The following is a 14,298-nucleotide window of genomic DNA, read 5'->3' as shown; positions in this document are numbered from 1 at the left end:
TGCTGAATTTGTTTCAGTGTCTATTCTTTTATAAAATCTGAAACCAATTTATAAGCATTTTTCTTAGCTTCATCTAAATCAGAGTTAACTACAATTACATCAAAAAGTGGTGCTGTTGCTAGTTCTGCAGGTGCTTTTGAAACACGCATACTTATTTTATCTTCACTTTCCTCTCCGCGCTCTTTTAAACGTCTAACAAGTTCGTTTAAATCTGGCGGTTTTACAAAAATGGCTATAGTTTGCTCTGGGAATTTTCGTTTTATTCTAAGTCCGCCAGAAACATCAATATCAAAAATTACATGTTTGCCTTTTGCCCAAATGCGTTCTATTTCAGTTTTTAAAGTGCCATAGAAATTATCTCTGTAGACTTCTTCCCATTCTAGGAATTCGTCATTTTTAATTCGGTTTTTAAACTCTTTAAGAGACAAATAATAGTAGTCTTTTCCGTTAACTTCATTTCCACGTTTTTCACGCGATGTTGCTGAGATAGAAAATTCTAAATTAAGGTCTGGCTGTTGTAATAAATGACGAACTAATGTTGTTTTTCCAGAACCAGAAGGTGCTGAGAACACAATTAGTTTACCTTGGACTTCGTTTTTGATTTCTGACACGATTACGATTTACTTTTTACTGAATATGTTGTACTTATTAAAGTACATTTAATAATTGTTCTTTAATTTTTTCGAGTTCATCTTTCATCTGAACGACTAACTTTTGCATAGGAGCATAGTTAGATTTTGAACCGATAGTATTTATTTCTCGTCCAATTTCTTGAGAAATAAAACCGAGTTTTTTTCCATTAGATTCTTCTGAATCTAAGGTTGTAATGAAATAATCTAAATGATTATCTAAACGTACCTTTTCTTCAGTAATATCAAATTTTTCAATGTAATAAACGAGTTCTTGTTCAAAACGGTTTTCGTCTACTTTTTCCTTAATATCGGCAATGCCTTTTTCTAATCGTGCTCTAACTCCTTCAATACGTTCAGGATCCATAACTATCACTTCCTCAAGCAAACGTCTTAAGGTTGCAATTCGGTCTATAAAATCTTGATTTAATGTCGCTCCTTCGTCCTTACGAGATTCAACGATCTTAGTAACAGCTTCATTAATTTCTTCACTTATAAGTAGCCATTCATTCTCATCAATATCATCACGTTCTGTAGTTATGGCATCTGGCATTCGAATAGCCATTTTTAGAAGTTCAGTAGTGTCACCATCTACAACTTCTTTAAGTTGCTTAATGTATTCTCTTACAGCTGTTTTGTTAATTTTAGAACTCGTATCTTCTCCTGTGATTTCTACAAAAAGCGAAAAATCTACTTTTCCTCTAACCAAGCTTTTAGCAAGTAACTTTCGGATACCTAATTCTTTTGCACGATACATTGATGGCATGCGAGCGTTAAGGTCTAAGCTTTTACTATTTAGAGATTTTAATTCTATAGAGATTTTTTTCGTTGGGAGCTGTAGTACAGATTTCCCATAACCTGTCATGGATTGTATCATTAAGATAATGCTATTTTATACTACAAAAACTTTAAAAAGATTGATTAAACTCGTTTCTATTTCCTTAATTTTTCAATATAAAATAAGAGCGTAACGTTGCTATGCTTTTATTTTTTATGTCTTTTTGAGGAAATGAAATTCAAATTTATTATTAATCCTTTTAAAATTTATTGAGTATGGTTGCGTAAAGGTACAAAATTGAATGGTTTTATAGACTTAATAATCTTTTTACAAACTATTATGCTTGCATACTATGTTTTCTTAACTTTACATTAGAACTATAAAAATTTACGATGTACAAAAAAGAATTTGAAATTCGTTGGAGCGATGTTGATGCAAATGGCCACTTAGCAAATTCAGCATATACTAATTTTATGAGTCATGCTAGGATGGCTTTCTTTACTGAGAAAGGTTTTACTATGCCTGAAATCATGAAACATAACGTTGGTCCTGTAGTTTTTTATGAACACATGTTTTATTTTAAAGAGTCTTTTCTTGGGACTCCAATTACTGTAACCATTGAGGTGTCGGGTTTAAGTGAAGATGGTATGTTGTTTATGTTTGAGCATAATTTTTATAATCATAAAGGTGAAAATTTAGCGTATTGCGAAATGCAAGGTGGTTGGATAGATTTAAAGGCAAGAAAATTAACAGGTTTACCAGTACCACTATTAGAAATAGCAGATAAATTCCCTAAATCTGAAAGCTTTAAAGTGCTTACCAAAGAAGATACACGTAAGCATGGTGTGCGACCAAAACCAATGAAAATCTAGTTTACTACTTAAAAACCGAATGTTGCTTAAAAGATTTTATGTGTACGTTTTTTATAAACGGTTTTAAAACTTGATTAGGTAAATAGCGCTTATGTTTACAATAACACGTTAGTGCTTTGGGTTCAGCGCCAAGTGTGCTTTTAATTTCAGAGGCGGTTCGTCCAAGATTAATCTGATTCGATTTTGTTTCAATACCAAGTCTTACATAATCGTTTAAAATTCTTGGATAGATGGCAAATTCCTTGTTTTTAGAATAATCAATGCCAATAAAATGCGCATCGAGATGTGTGTCATTTTTCATAGCGGATAAAAAACCGACGAATTTATTCTCAAGAAAATAACCTTTTACTATAAACGCATCTTTAAATGCTTTCTTAAGGTTTATATAAGTGTCTAGGTTTAATATTTGTGCATTAAAATCGGCATTAGAAATCGTATTTTGATATAGTTCCTGTAATTGATGTTTGTGTATCTCTATATCTTTTTCGTCAAAACACTTTGCTTCTAGAAGCTTACTTTTTGAATCTGCTTTGTTCGCTTTTACTCTATATTTAGATTTTAATGCGTTTTTATAATCATTAAAAGAAAGCCATTCAGGTTTTAAGCTAATAATCATATTAGGCTCAACTTCCATGGCTGTGTAATCAAAAGACTCTAGCTGGTTTGTAATAGGAAGCGATTCATATTCAAAATCTTTAATAAAAATAGCGCTGAGTTTTTTAGTGTTTTTTGAGAGTCTTTTTACACCTTCTGCAATCGCATTAAACGTTTCTACTTTTGGCTCACCATCTTTAAGAAACGTACCATATTCTCCACTTAAAAAGACATTACCACAGAATAAGACTTTAATATGATTATTGCAGAACATATTATTTACGATATGTCTAATTTTATTAGACATGCTTATGTTCTTGGTAATTGTTTTTATGCCAATAGTTACAATTTGTGTATTGGCAAAAGCGACTGCTTCATTGTTTTTTAAAATGAAGATGTAGTTGAATTCAATATCTGTATTGGCAAGTTCGAAAGCTCTTAAAAATTCAGGTGAATAGTAAATATTTGTACAACAGTTTACACTATCCCAATACCGTTTTGGAATAGCATCTACAGTTGTAAAAACTTCTGATTTTAAAGGCAAATTATATTTTTTTAGATTTAAGAGAGACTAAATATACACCAGAAAATATAAGAATCATGGCAATTATTTTTAATGTATCTATAGAGTCTGCTCCCATGAGAACAGCAAAAAGACCTGCAATTACGGGTTGCAAATAAATAAAAACACCAACCGTTGAAGCTTTTAGTTTGTTTAAAGCGATTGGGTTAAGTAGATATGTGCCAAAGGTGGCTCCAATAACAATAAAAATTAAGGCATACGAAACATAAGGTGTAAAGGAGTGCCATTGTACGTCTTGTAATTCACTATATCCAAATGGTAATACCATAAAAAAACCAAAAAGGAATAGCCATTTTATAAAGGTAAGTGGATGGTATTTGGTGGTTAGTTTTTTTATTAAAATAATATAAACACTGTAAAAAATGGCATTCAAAAAAATATAAGTGTTACCTAAAATAACATGATCTCCAGATCGATCAGAATTTCCAAAGAGTGTTAATACTAAGGCGCCAGAAAAAGCTAAAGCGACACCAGAAATTTTTAAATTAGTAATCTTTTCTTTTAAAAAGATAGATGATAAAATTAAAATTATAACCGGAATTATGGTCATAATTGCAGCGGCATGAATAGGTGTGGTTAATTCTATGCCTTTTAAAAAGAAAAGCATGTTTGTAGACACTCCAAAAATTGCAGCTACAAAAAACTTAAAATAATCTTTACGCTCTACCTTTTCTTTGGGAATAAACAGACTTAATATCCAAAACAAAATCACAGCACCTCCAACTCTTAAAACGGTTAGCGCAAAAGGTGGTACAAAATTGTCATTCATTACCGCTTTTGCAAAGGTGTAATTTAGTCCATATAAAATTTGGACCATAAGGAGTGCAAAAATGGCAAAACCTCTACTTTTCATCAATCGCTAATTTTGCAGCGTCAACCGTTTTTTTAGAATTACCAATAAAGATTTGTTCGTTATAAATAATAACGGGACGTTTTAGAAACGTGTAATGTTCTAAAATATAGTTTTTATAATCCTCTTCAGTAAGAGATTTGTCTTTTAAGCCAAGCTTTTTATAAAGTTGAGCACGTTTGCTAAATAAACTTTCATAACTATCCGTAAGATCTCTCATTTCTTCTATTTGAGATGCTGTAATAGGTTCTGTCTTTATATCTTGAAGCACAAATGTTTCAGGTAAATTAAGTTCTTTAATTATTCGAGTACAGGTATTACAACTGCTTAGGTAGTATAATTTATTCATAACAAAAACCGTTTAATTTTGAGACTACAAAGAAACCGTATTTAAAAGTAATTTTAATTACATTTATCAAAAATATATGAATATGGATTGGGCATTTGAAGTTGCTATAAAAAACAGAAAATTATTAGAACGTTTTATTGATAATCACAGTTTAGAAGACTTAAATAAAGTGCCTGAAGGATTTAATAATAATATCATCTGGAATATTGCACATACCATTGTTACCCAACAATTATTGGTTTATAAACTCTCTGGTTTACCAATGGTTGTTTCTGATGCTATGGTAGATGATTATCGAAAAGGCACAAAAACAGAAAGAGACGTGTCTCAAGCTGAAGTTGACCAAATTAAAGCTTTATTATTCTCTCCTATTGAAAAAACAAAAGAAGATTTCAATACAGGAGTTTTTAAAACGTATACGGAATATACCGTTTCTACGACCAGTACGTTGACTAAGGTTGAAGAAGCTATTGCATTCAATAATTTTCATGAAGGTATTCATTTAGGCTATATCTTAGCCCTTAGAAAATCATTATAAATACTATGGATTATTACTCAATCGCCACTATTTTAATTGTACTATCTGCCCTTTTTGGCTACATCAATGTCCGATTTTTAAAATTGCCAATTACTATTGGCTTAATGGTTATTACTATTGTTTTTACGGTAGTTTTAGTTGGTATTGCACAATTTGATGATACATTACTGGTCCAAGAACGAAAATTTATAGCTTTAATAGATTTTGAAACCGTTCTATTGGATATCATGTTGAGTTTTTTGTTATTTGCAGGAGCGCTTCATACCAATTTTAATCAGCTTAAAGTACAACGATGGCCAATTTTAGCTTTTGCGACTTTGGGTGTTTTAGTATCTACATTTTTAGTTGGGATTGCGATGTTTTATGTCTTACAGATAATGGATTTGAATGTAGATTTTATTTACTGTCTATTATTTGGAGCTTTAATTTCTCCAACAGATCCTATTGCTGTTTTGGGTATTTTGAAAAAAGCAGGTGCTCCAAAAAAATTGGAAACCAAAATTGTAGGAGAGTCGTTGTTTAATGATGGAGTAGGAGTTGTAGTGTTTTTAACCATTTTTGCCATTGCAGCAAAACCAGATGCAGCTATTGAGTTTGCTGATATTGGAACGTTATTTGGGCAAGAGGTTATTGGTGGCATTGTTTTAGGTCTTTTTCTAGGATGGATTACTTACCGTTTAATGAGATCTATTGATAATTATGAAATTGAAGTTATTCTAACACTTGCAACAGTTATGGGAGGAACGATGTTAGCACATCAATTTCATTTATCTGCACCATTAGCAATGGTTACTGCAGGACTTATTGTAGGTAATGATACAGTAAGAAATTCAGCCATGTCTGAAACCACAGAACTGTATGTAGATAAATTTTGGGAGCTTATAGATGTCTTATTAAATACTATTTTATTTGTAATGATAGGTATGGAAATGCTAGTCTTATCCTTAGAAGGCAAGTTTATCTATGCAGGTTTATTAGCGATACCTATAATATTAATGTGCCGTTATGTATCGTTGTTTATACCAATTAAATTTTTCGAAAAACGATTAGATTTTGTCCCGAAAACAAATCTTATAATGACTTGGGGAGGATTAAGAGGAGGTATTTCTATTGCATTAGCACTTAGTCTTACTAAAGAAATGCACAGAGAATTGTTCTTAGTAATTACTTATGTTGTGGTTGTGGTATCTATTGTTGGTCAAGGTTTAACCGTTGGACCAATTATAAAAAAATTAACTAAGAAAGCAGATTAATGTTTTTTTAGATAAGGCATCGCCTCTTCAAAAGAAATCATAAATTCAGTGTAACCCATGTCGTAAGAAGCGACTTCATAAACGTTATAAATTAATATGATGCCTTCTTCACTGAATCCAATATTTTCAGGTAATTGAAATGGTTTTCCGAAGAAAAAGTTTTCAATATTTAAGTGGTCTTTATTGTTTTCTAAAGAGGCCATAAATTGGGATTCTGCTAATGTTGTAAAGCCATCAATATCATTTATAATAGAACTACGATGTAATGCTTCCCCAGTTTTAGCATCTAGATTTAATAATTTTATTTGATCGTTGCCATGGGCACCACCTTTAAACTCGTATGTACTAATGGCAATAGTGATTATTTCTTCAGACTGATAAGTTAATTCTGTTTCAATACTTAATTCCCAAACAGGTTCTGAGTCTTCAGGATAATCAGATGTAAATTGTAAATATTCGTCGTTAAAGTTTTTTAATATGGTTTGAAGATCTGAAGCATTTTCAGATGAATTTACTGTTGTTAATATTGCATTTTCTATAGTCTTATTCGCGGTTTCACTAAGCTCCTTGTTTTTTACAGCTTCGTCAAAAGCAACAGTGATATTGGCTTCATAAGCCGTATCAATATTGTGGGTCTTAAACTCTAATGGTTTGATGTCTTCATCACAAGCACTAAAAAGTACTAAAACGATTATAAAGGGGAATATGTGTTTCAAAGTCATTTTTGTTTTATTAAAGATGATATAAAGGTATTATATACTTTTCAATACAACGTATAATCTTTTAGTTTTGTTATCGTAAAAATCGTATTTTTCTCAAAAGGGAATGTTGCTAATAATGTTTGTAAATTTTAAAATAGAATTATGAAATTTAATACAAAAACAATACATGGAGGGCAAGAACCAGATGCTGCTTATGGCTCTGTAATGCCTCCAATTTATCAAACATCAACTTTTGCGCAATCTACTCCAGGTGGTCACAAAGGTTATGAGTATGCTCGTTCTGGTAATCCAACGCGCTACGCTTTGGAGAAATCGTTTGTAAGTTTAGAAAATGGAACTTATGGTTTGGCTTTTGGTTCGGGATTGGCTGCTATTGATGCCGTTTTAAAATTACTTAAACCAGGTGATGAGGTAATTTCTACGAATGATCTTTATGGAGGAACGTATCGTTTATTTACAAAGCTATTCGAAAATTTTGGTATTGTATTTCATTTTGTTGGTATGGATAGTGTTCAGCGCATAGAAGACCATATTAATGCTAATACAAAATTAATTTGGGTGGAAACACCAACAAACCCACTGTTAAATATTATAGATATTAGTGCAACAGCAAAAATTGCCAAAAAGCATAAGGTGCTTTTAGCAGTTGATAGCACGTTTGCAACTCCTTATTTGCAACAGCCTTTAGATTTAGGTGCAGATATAGTAATGCACTCCGCAACAAAATATTTAGGAGGTCATAGTGATTTAGTTATGGGAGCCTTAATTGTTAATGATAAAGTATTAGCAGAACGGTTGTACTTTATTCAAAATGCAAGTGGAGCTATTTGTGGTCCGCAAGATGCCTTTCTTGCTCTGAGAGGAATTAAAACGTTACATGTGCGTATGCAGCGCCATTGTGAAAACGCAAAAGTAGTGGCAAACTATTTAGTTAATCATCCTAAAATTAATAAGGTGTATTGGCCAGGTCTTAAAACGCATCCTAATCATGATATTGCAAAAACACAAATGAAAGATTTTGGCGGTATGTTGTCGTTTACAACGAAAGGAGATAATTACGATGAAGCCATTAAGATAGTAGAAAATCTCAAAGTTTTTACTTTAGCAGAATCATTAGGTGGTGTAGAATCTTTAGCAGGACATCCAGCAAGTATGACGCATGTCAGTATTCCTGTTGAAGAGCGAAATAAACTAGGTATTGTAGATTCGCTTATTAGGTTGAGTGTTGGTATAGAAGATGAAGCCGATTTAATTGCGGACTTAAAGCAAGCCATAGGATAGTCAATTTACAGAATCAACTTGTTATAATAAAAAAGACCAAATCAATAAGATTTGGTCTTTTTTATATATCGGTAATTATAATTTTAATCGATGTAAATTATGTAACCAAAGTTTAGCCACACCATCCAATCGTTCGTTTTGTTAGATGATAATTGATGGTCTAAACCATCTGTTTTATCATCAAAAAAGCTTTGAAACCTAAGATCTATCATTAAATCTGATAGTCCGGTTAATTTATATCTCGTTCCAATACTACCAACTAAAGATAGCGTAGACCCTTTTTCATATGTGATTGATCCAGGTTCCCATGAAGGATAAAAATTGTTAGCATTATCAATGTTTCGATCGCCATAAGTAGTTTGTACTGTTGGGCTAAAAAATACGTATTGTACACCTAAACTAGCAAACGGAGCCCAATCAGGTCCTCTTCTAGAATATTGTTTTAAACTATAAGGATAATACTCTAGTTGCGCTCCTAAATTAAAATTCTGAGCCTCACCAGAATGTGCCCTTAATTTGTCTGCTGCTGTACTTGTTCTGGCTTCATCTACCCATTCGCCAAAATGATTAAGTTTTGTTTTATTCCAAGACAGTTCTGCACGAATTTTAAAATGATCTCTAAAATAGCTATTCCTATTAGATAGTTTATAACTCACTAAGTAATCAAAGTTCATATAGTATACAAGACCAATACCAAAACCCGTATTACCAGAATTTGTATCAAAATCATAACGTTCTCCGAAATCTGACTGATAGGCTATAGGTCCTGCAATAACACCAATCTCGTGGGAAAAGTCCAATTGTGAATAACTCAATTGCATTGATAAAAGCAATACAAACGGAAAAATTAGTTTCTTTATTTTTAGTGTCATGTAACTTTATAATTGATACGCTTACCGAGCAAATATATAAAAACTCGATGAAATACAAAATAAAACGGACAAAATGCACGTTTTGTTATTTTTTAATACAATAAATACTATTGATTTTCGAAAAATTAAACTGAGAAAATAAAAAATTAAACACTTATTTTTGTAGGTAAATAATATTCGACACAATATATTATAATTTTCTAAACTATTACAAATATATAATGATTTTGTGTTAAAAATTATTCTTGATTGATTTTATTTAAACGATCATCAATCAATATTTTAGGACTAAATAAACAACAAATATGAAAAACAAAATTGAAGCTTTTTTAGATCTTGTAAGAGAAAGAAATGGCCATGAGCCAGAATTTTTGCAAGCTGTTCAAGAAGTGGCAGAAACGGTCATTCCTTATATCGCAAAACACGATATATATAATGGTAAAAACATTCTATTAAGAATGGTCGAGCCAGAACGATTAATTTCTTTTAGAATAAGTTGGGTAGATGACTTAGGCGAAATACAAGTAAATAGAGGTTATAGAGTACAAATGAATTCTGCAATTGGACCTTATAAAGGTGGGTTGCGTTTTCATCCAAGTGTAAATGCTAGTATTTTAAAGTTTTTGGCTTTTGAGCAAGTGTTTAAAAACTCATTAACAACATTACCAATGGGTGGTGGTAAAGGTGGATCTGATTTTGACCCTAAAGGAAAGTCAGATAATGAAATTATGCGTTTTTGCCATGCTTTTATGACGGAATTATTTAGGCATATTGGTCATAATACGGATGTTCCTGCTGGAGATATTGGTGTTGGAGCAAGAGAAATTGGTTATATGTTTGGAATGTATAAAAAATTAAAGAATACATTCACAGGTGTTTTAACAGGTAAAGGAGCATCTTGGGGTGGATCTTTAATTAGACCAGAGGCTACAGGTTATGGTAATGTCTATTTTGCACAAAATATGTTGCAAAGAGGTAATGATTCTTTTGAAGGGAAGCGTGTTGTGATTTCTGGATCTGGTAATGTCGCTCAATATGCTGCTGAGAAAGCCATAGAGTTAGGTGCAACAGTCCTTACATTGTCTGATTCTGGTGGCTATATTTTAGATGAAGATGGTATTGATACTGAGAAGTTAAAATTTGTCATGGAACTTAAAAACGTAAGACGTGGCAGAATAAGTGAATATATAGAGGCATATCCTAATGCTACATATGTCGCAGGAAAGACTCCATGGTTTGTTAAATGTGATATTGCTTTGCCTTGTGCGACTCAAAATGAGTTAAATGGAGAGGATGCAAAACAATTAATAGAAAATGGTTGTATTTGTGTGTCTGAAGGTGCAAATATGCCTTCTACACCAGAAGCGGTTCACGAATTTCAAAAAGCAAAAATATTATTTGCTCCTGGTAAAGCTTCAAATGCAGGTGGTGTTGCAACTTCTGGATTAGAAATGAGTCAGAATTCATTGCGATTAAGTTGGTCTAGAGAAGAGGTAGATACCAAATTAAAAGATATTATGGAAGATATTCATGACTCGTGTGTAGAATACGGAGAAAATGAAGATGGTTCTGTAGATTACATTAAAGGAGCCAACATTGCTGGCTTTGTAAAAGTAGCAGATGCTATGTTAGCCCAAGGAGTTGTATAACTCATTTTGCACTTAATAATTCTAAGCTTCCATGGTTTTCATGGAAGCTTTTTTATTTCAATATTTCATAATTTAGGTTGTTAAAAAGACCTCTTTACAGAAAAAAATATTTAGTCTTAGTCATTCAATAAAAGTTTAAATCACTTCAATATATGATTATTACATTATTTTCGTTAGTATTAAATATCTTTGACTAAACTTTTAGTAGTAATGTATAACACTGTTCTCAAAATTTTCATTCTAGTCTTTGGTCTTACCATGTCATGTCAAAGTCAAGATTTTTCAACGTTATGGCAAGGCCATTATTCTTATAACGACATAGTAGATGTGGTTAGTGGTGAAAATAAAATATATGCAGCAGCACAAAATGCTGTTTTTAAATATGATACACAAACCAATGAGTTAACTACAATTACTACAGTAGAAGGACTTTCAGGAGAGCAGATTACCACCATTTATTATAGTGAAGAGTATCAATACGTACTAATTGGTTACGAAACAGGATTGGTTGAGGTGTATTCTGAAACAGAAAACTCAGTGTTATCTGTCGTTGATATTTTAGATAAACAAAATATTACACCAGTCAATAAACGGATTAATCATTTTTATGAAAATGAAGGATTCATATATATATCTACCGATTATGGTGTTTCTGTTTATGATTTAGAACGTTTAGAATTCGGAGATACTTATTTTTTAGGTAATGGAGGTTCTCAGGTTACCGTAAAACAAGTTTCAATTTTAAATAATGAAATTTATGTCGCTTGTTTAGACGGTAATGGAGTAAAAAGAGCAGATTTAAGCAATCCTAATTTAATAGATTTTGCGCAATGGGAAACTATTGTAATTGGTAATTATTATACCATGAATACTATTAGCAATAAATTGTATACTGTACGTGATAATAAGGTGCTTTATGAAATAAATGGTACAACTTTAAGCACACTACTAACATTACCACTTTTACCATTAGATGCAGATGTTTCTGGATCACAGCTTATCTATTCAACAGAAGATGCTATTTATGTCTATAACGAAAATATACAATTGGTAAGTAGCTTTGAACCAACGGTAGAATTTGATTCTAATTTTTCATCGGCAATTACTTTAGATGATGCCGTTTATATTGGTACCGATACTTTTGGTGTTTTAAGTAAATCTATAGCATCTTCAGGTACTTACATTGAAATAAAACCTAATGGTCCGTTATTTAATGAAACTTTTAGGCTTAATGCAGAGTCTAGTACTGTTTGGTCTAGCTTTGGGGATTATACAGAAGCTTTAGTGCCAGATCCTATGCGTAGTCGTGGTATAAGTTATTACAGTAATGATGTTTGGGAGTCCATTCCATTTGAGGATGTGTTTGGAGCCAAAAACCTTGCTCAAATAGCTGTGAATCCTTTTAATACTGGCCAAGTATTTGTGAGTTCTTTTGAAGATGGTCTTTTAGAAATAAATAACTTTGAGCCTACTATATTATATAACGAAAATAATAGTGGTTTAGAATCCTTATTAATACCTGCTTTTCCTACGTTTAAAAGTACCAGAGTTTCGGCTTCTGCTTTTGATACTAGTGGGCTTTTATGGACCATGACTTCGCTGTTATTTGAACCTTTAAAATCTTATGATCCTAGTTCTGGTAATTGGAATAGTTATGATTTTTCAAGTATAATTCAAGATGCTATTAGGGATGAATTTGGGTATTTTGATATTGCTATAGATGCTAATGGTACCAAATGGATTGGTGCTTATACCAATGGTATATATGCTTATAATGAATCGATATCTGATACTCCACTTAGAAATATTAAAAGCGCAGAACAAGGCTTGCCTTTTCCTAGAGTTAATGCCATTGCTGTAGATAATAGAAATCAACTTTGGGTTGGGACATTTACAGGGTTAAGAGTCCTTTATAATACCTCTGGGTTTTATGATGATGTTAACCCAACGCTGAGTTCTATAATTATCTTAGAAAATGGAATTGCAAAAGAATTATTAGAAGGAGAAACCATTACAGATATTAAAGTAGATGGCTCTAATAATAAATGGATAGCCACAGTAGATTCTGGTGTGTTTTATTTGTCGCCAGACGGTCAAACTACTATTTACCATTTTACTAAAGATAATTCTCCTTTACCTTCCAATAGGATTAATGATATCTCTATAGATTCTAATAATGGTATTGTTTATATTGCTACTATTAAAGGCTTGTTAGCTTTTAAGGCTGGTGGTTCTAAGACGGAAGAGACTTTAAAAGATGCCTTTGTGTATCCAAATCCGGTACGACCAGAATATAATATCCTTGGTTTTAATGATCTTAATGATATTAATAAAGGAGTTAAAGTTAGCGGACTTACAGAACGTGTTAATATTAAAATTACTGATATAGAAGGTAATTTGGTTGCCGAGGCGCAATCTAGTGTTAATTTAAGATCTTCTAGTGCCAATTATAATTTTGCTATTGATGGTGGTACTGCCATTTGGAATGGTAAAAACCTTGGTAATTCTGTGGTGAGAACAGGAGTGTATTTAATCTTAATTTCAGATTTGGATTCTTTTGAGACTAAGGTGTTAAAAGTTTTAATCGTACGATAATACATGCTCTCTAAAAATAATAGCATTGTTCTTTCCAAATTAAAATATAGAGACTACGACCTTATTGTTAAGTGTTATACTGAGCAACGCGGAGTGGTGAGTTATATGTTAAGAGGTGTGCTAAAATCTAAAAAAGGGTTATCTAAAACTGTCTATTATCAGGTGTTGTCTCAGCTTCAGATTGAAGAGAATTACAAGCCCAATCAATCGCTTCAGTATATAAAGGAGGTTAAGTTTAATTACATTTATAAAAGTCTTCATACTAATATCTATAAAAGTTCTATTGTATTATTCCTGTCAGAGATACTTAGTAATGTGTTAAAGGAGGAAGAAAAAAACGAAGACTTGTTTCATTTTATAACGGCATCGCTTCAGTATTTGGATAATGAAGATCAGTTTTCAAACTTTCATTTATTATTTCTGTTGAAGCTTACGCGCTACTTAGGATTTCTACCCGAAAACCTACAAAACAATTATGACTTTTTTAATTTAGAATCTGGTGTGTTTGAGGCGAAGAATCATGGTGTATATTCGGTTTCTGGTGAGAATTTAACACTCTTAAAACAGTTGTTAGGCACAAGTTTTGATGCTTTAAAAGCGGTTAAGATTACAGCAAACCAAAGACAAGATTTTTTACATATGCTGTTGCATTATTTTGAATTACATTTGGGAAGTTTTAAAAAGCCTAAATCATTACAGGTGCTTAATGAGGTGTTTCATTAAGCGACTTTTA

Annotated in this window: 14 protein-coding genes; 7 read left to right on the top strand and 7 right to left on the bottom strand. The window is 32.0% G+C overall.

From position 1 onward, the window contains the following. Positions 1-20: 20 nt before the first annotated feature. The gene (gene gmk / locus HM981_RS13705; protein WP_179339373.1) at positions 21-611 is read right to left on the bottom strand and encodes a guanylate kinase; all 591 of its coding nucleotides are present in this window, start codon (positions 609-611) and stop codon (positions 21-23) included. Positions 612-648: 37 nt separating this feature from the next. After that, positions 649-1,506, bottom strand: a complete 858-nt coding sequence (locus HM981_RS13700; RefSeq protein WP_179339372.1) for a YicC/YloC family endoribonuclease — start codon at positions 1,504-1,506, stop codon at positions 649-651. Between the two features lie 293 nt (positions 1,507-1,799). Between HM981_RS13700 and HM981_RS13695 the strand changes: the two genes are divergently transcribed. Further along, positions 1,800-2,279, top strand: coding sequence for an acyl-CoA thioesterase (locus HM981_RS13695; RefSeq protein ID WP_179339371.1), 480 nt, complete (start codon positions 1,800-1,802; stop codon positions 2,277-2,279). Between the two features lie 4 nt (positions 2,280-2,283). Here HM981_RS13695 and HM981_RS13690 read toward each other — a convergent pair whose 3' ends face one another. From HM981_RS13690 to HM981_RS13680, 3 genes are read right to left on the bottom strand one after another with little or no spacing between them, the layout of a single operon-like run. Next, a complete protein-coding gene (locus tag HM981_RS13690) occupies positions 2,284-3,417 on the bottom strand; it encodes a hypothetical protein (protein ID WP_179339370.1) in 1,134 nt (377 codons plus the stop codon). 1 nt (position 3,418) lies between these two features. Beyond that, positions 3,419-4,309 carry a DMT family transporter gene (locus HM981_RS13685; RefSeq protein ID WP_179339369.1) on the bottom strand — a complete coding sequence of 297 codons (891 nt, stop codon included), beginning with the start codon at positions 4,307-4,309 and terminating at the stop codon, positions 3,419-3,421. Further along, positions 4,299-4,655 carry an arsenate reductase family protein gene (locus tag HM981_RS13680; RefSeq protein WP_179339368.1) on the bottom strand — a complete coding sequence of 119 codons (357 nt, stop codon included), beginning with the start codon at positions 4,653-4,655 and terminating at the stop codon, positions 4,299-4,301. The genes HM981_RS13685 and HM981_RS13680 overlap by 11 nt, the downstream gene beginning before the upstream one ends. Before the next feature lie 82 nt (positions 4,656-4,737). Between HM981_RS13680 and HM981_RS13675 the strand changes: the two genes are divergently transcribed. Continuing rightward, positions 4,738-5,193, top strand: a complete 456-nt coding sequence (locus tag HM981_RS13675) for a DinB family protein (protein WP_179339367.1) — start codon at positions 4,738-4,740, stop codon at positions 5,191-5,193. A 5-nt stretch (positions 5,194-5,198) separates the two neighbouring features. Next, entirely contained in the window at positions 5,199-6,446 is a 1,248-nt protein-coding gene (locus tag HM981_RS13670; protein WP_179339366.1) for a cation:proton antiporter, read from the top strand. Here HM981_RS13670 and HM981_RS13665 read toward each other — a convergent pair. Further along, complete coding sequence (locus HM981_RS13665) at positions 6,443-7,162, bottom strand: DUF3298 and DUF4163 domain-containing protein (protein ID WP_179339365.1); 720 nt, start codon at positions 7,160-7,162, stop codon at positions 6,443-6,445. The genes HM981_RS13670 and HM981_RS13665 overlap by 4 nt on opposite strands. A gap of 147 nt (positions 7,163-7,309) precedes the next feature. On the opposite strand from HM981_RS13665, the gene HM981_RS13660 reads away from it, so the two are divergent. Next, positions 7,310-8,449, top strand: a complete 1,140-nt coding sequence (locus HM981_RS13660; RefSeq protein ID WP_179339364.1) for a cystathionine gamma-synthase — start codon at positions 7,310-7,312, stop codon at positions 8,447-8,449. Between the two features lie 83 nt (positions 8,450-8,532). On the opposite strand, the gene HM981_RS13655 is transcribed toward HM981_RS13660, so the two are convergent. Continuing rightward, positions 8,533-9,321, bottom strand: coding sequence for a THC0290_0291 family protein (locus HM981_RS13655; protein ID WP_179339363.1), 789 nt, complete (start codon positions 9,319-9,321; stop codon positions 8,533-8,535). A gap of 305 nt (positions 9,322-9,626) precedes the next feature. On the opposite strand from HM981_RS13655, the gene gdhA reads away from it, so the two are divergent. The 3 genes from gdhA (at position 9,627) to recO (ending at position 14,288) form a co-directional block, all read left to right on the top strand. Then, positions 9,627-10,970 carry an NADP-specific glutamate dehydrogenase gene (gene gdhA, locus HM981_RS13650; protein ID WP_179339362.1) on the top strand — a complete coding sequence of 448 codons (1,344 nt, stop codon included), beginning with the start codon at positions 9,627-9,629 and terminating at the stop codon, positions 10,968-10,970. A 210-nt stretch (positions 10,971-11,180) separates the two neighbouring features. Further along, the gene (gene porZ, locus HM981_RS13645) at positions 11,181-13,565 is read left to right on the top strand and encodes a type IX secretion system anionic LPS delivery protein PorZ (protein WP_179339361.1); all 2,385 of its coding nucleotides are present in this window, start codon (positions 11,181-11,183) and stop codon (positions 13,563-13,565) included. 3 nt (positions 13,566-13,568) lie between these two features. Further along, positions 13,569-14,288, top strand: a complete 720-nt coding sequence (gene recO, locus HM981_RS13640; protein WP_179339360.1) for a DNA repair protein RecO — start codon at positions 13,569-13,571, stop codon at positions 14,286-14,288. Positions 14,289-14,298 lie beyond the last annotated feature (10 nt).

Source organism: Winogradskyella ludwigii (genome assembly GCF_013403985.1).
In the GTDB taxonomy this organism is placed as follows: Bacteria; Bacteroidota; Bacteroidia; order Flavobacteriales; family Flavobacteriaceae; genus Winogradskyella; species Winogradskyella ludwigii.
This window is presented reverse-complemented; position numbering and strand designations above follow the sequence as displayed.

Bases quoted from the DNA above. Each gene is read 5' to 3' on its own strand.
- porZ (WP_179339361.1), top strand. From the start codon at position 11,181: ATGTATAACACTGTTCTCAAAATTTTCATTCTAGTCTTTGGTCTTACC.
- HM981_RS13655 (WP_179339363.1), bottom strand. From the start codon at position 9,321: ATGACACTAAAAATAAAGAAACTAATTTTTCCGTTTGTATTGCTTTTA.
- HM981_RS13675 (WP_179339367.1), top strand. From the start codon at position 4,738: ATGGATTGGGCATTTGAAGTTGCTATAAAAAACAGAAAATTATTAGAA.
- HM981_RS13660 (WP_179339364.1), top strand. From the start codon at position 7,310: ATGAAATTTAATACAAAAACAATACATGGAGGGCAAGAACCAGATGCT.
- HM981_RS13670 (WP_179339366.1), top strand. From the start codon at position 5,199: ATGGATTATTACTCAATCGCCACTATTTTAATTGTACTATCTGCCCTT.
- HM981_RS13685 (WP_179339369.1), bottom strand. From the start codon at position 4,309: ATGAAAAGTAGAGGTTTTGCCATTTTTGCACTCCTTATGGTCCAAATT.
- recO (WP_179339360.1), top strand. From the start codon at position 13,569: ATGCTCTCTAAAAATAATAGCATTGTTCTTTCCAAATTAAAATATAGA.
- gdhA (WP_179339362.1), top strand. From the start codon at position 9,627: ATGAAAAACAAAATTGAAGCTTTTTTAGATCTTGTAAGAGAAAGAAAT.
- HM981_RS13680 (WP_179339368.1), bottom strand. From the start codon at position 4,655: ATGAATAAATTATACTACCTAAGCAGTTGTAATACCTGTACTCGAATA.
- HM981_RS13700 (WP_179339372.1), bottom strand. From the start codon at position 1,506: ATGATACAATCCATGACAGGTTATGGGAAATCTGTACTACAGCTCCCA.
- HM981_RS13695 (WP_179339371.1), top strand. From the start codon at position 1,800: ATGTACAAAAAAGAATTTGAAATTCGTTGGAGCGATGTTGATGCAAAT.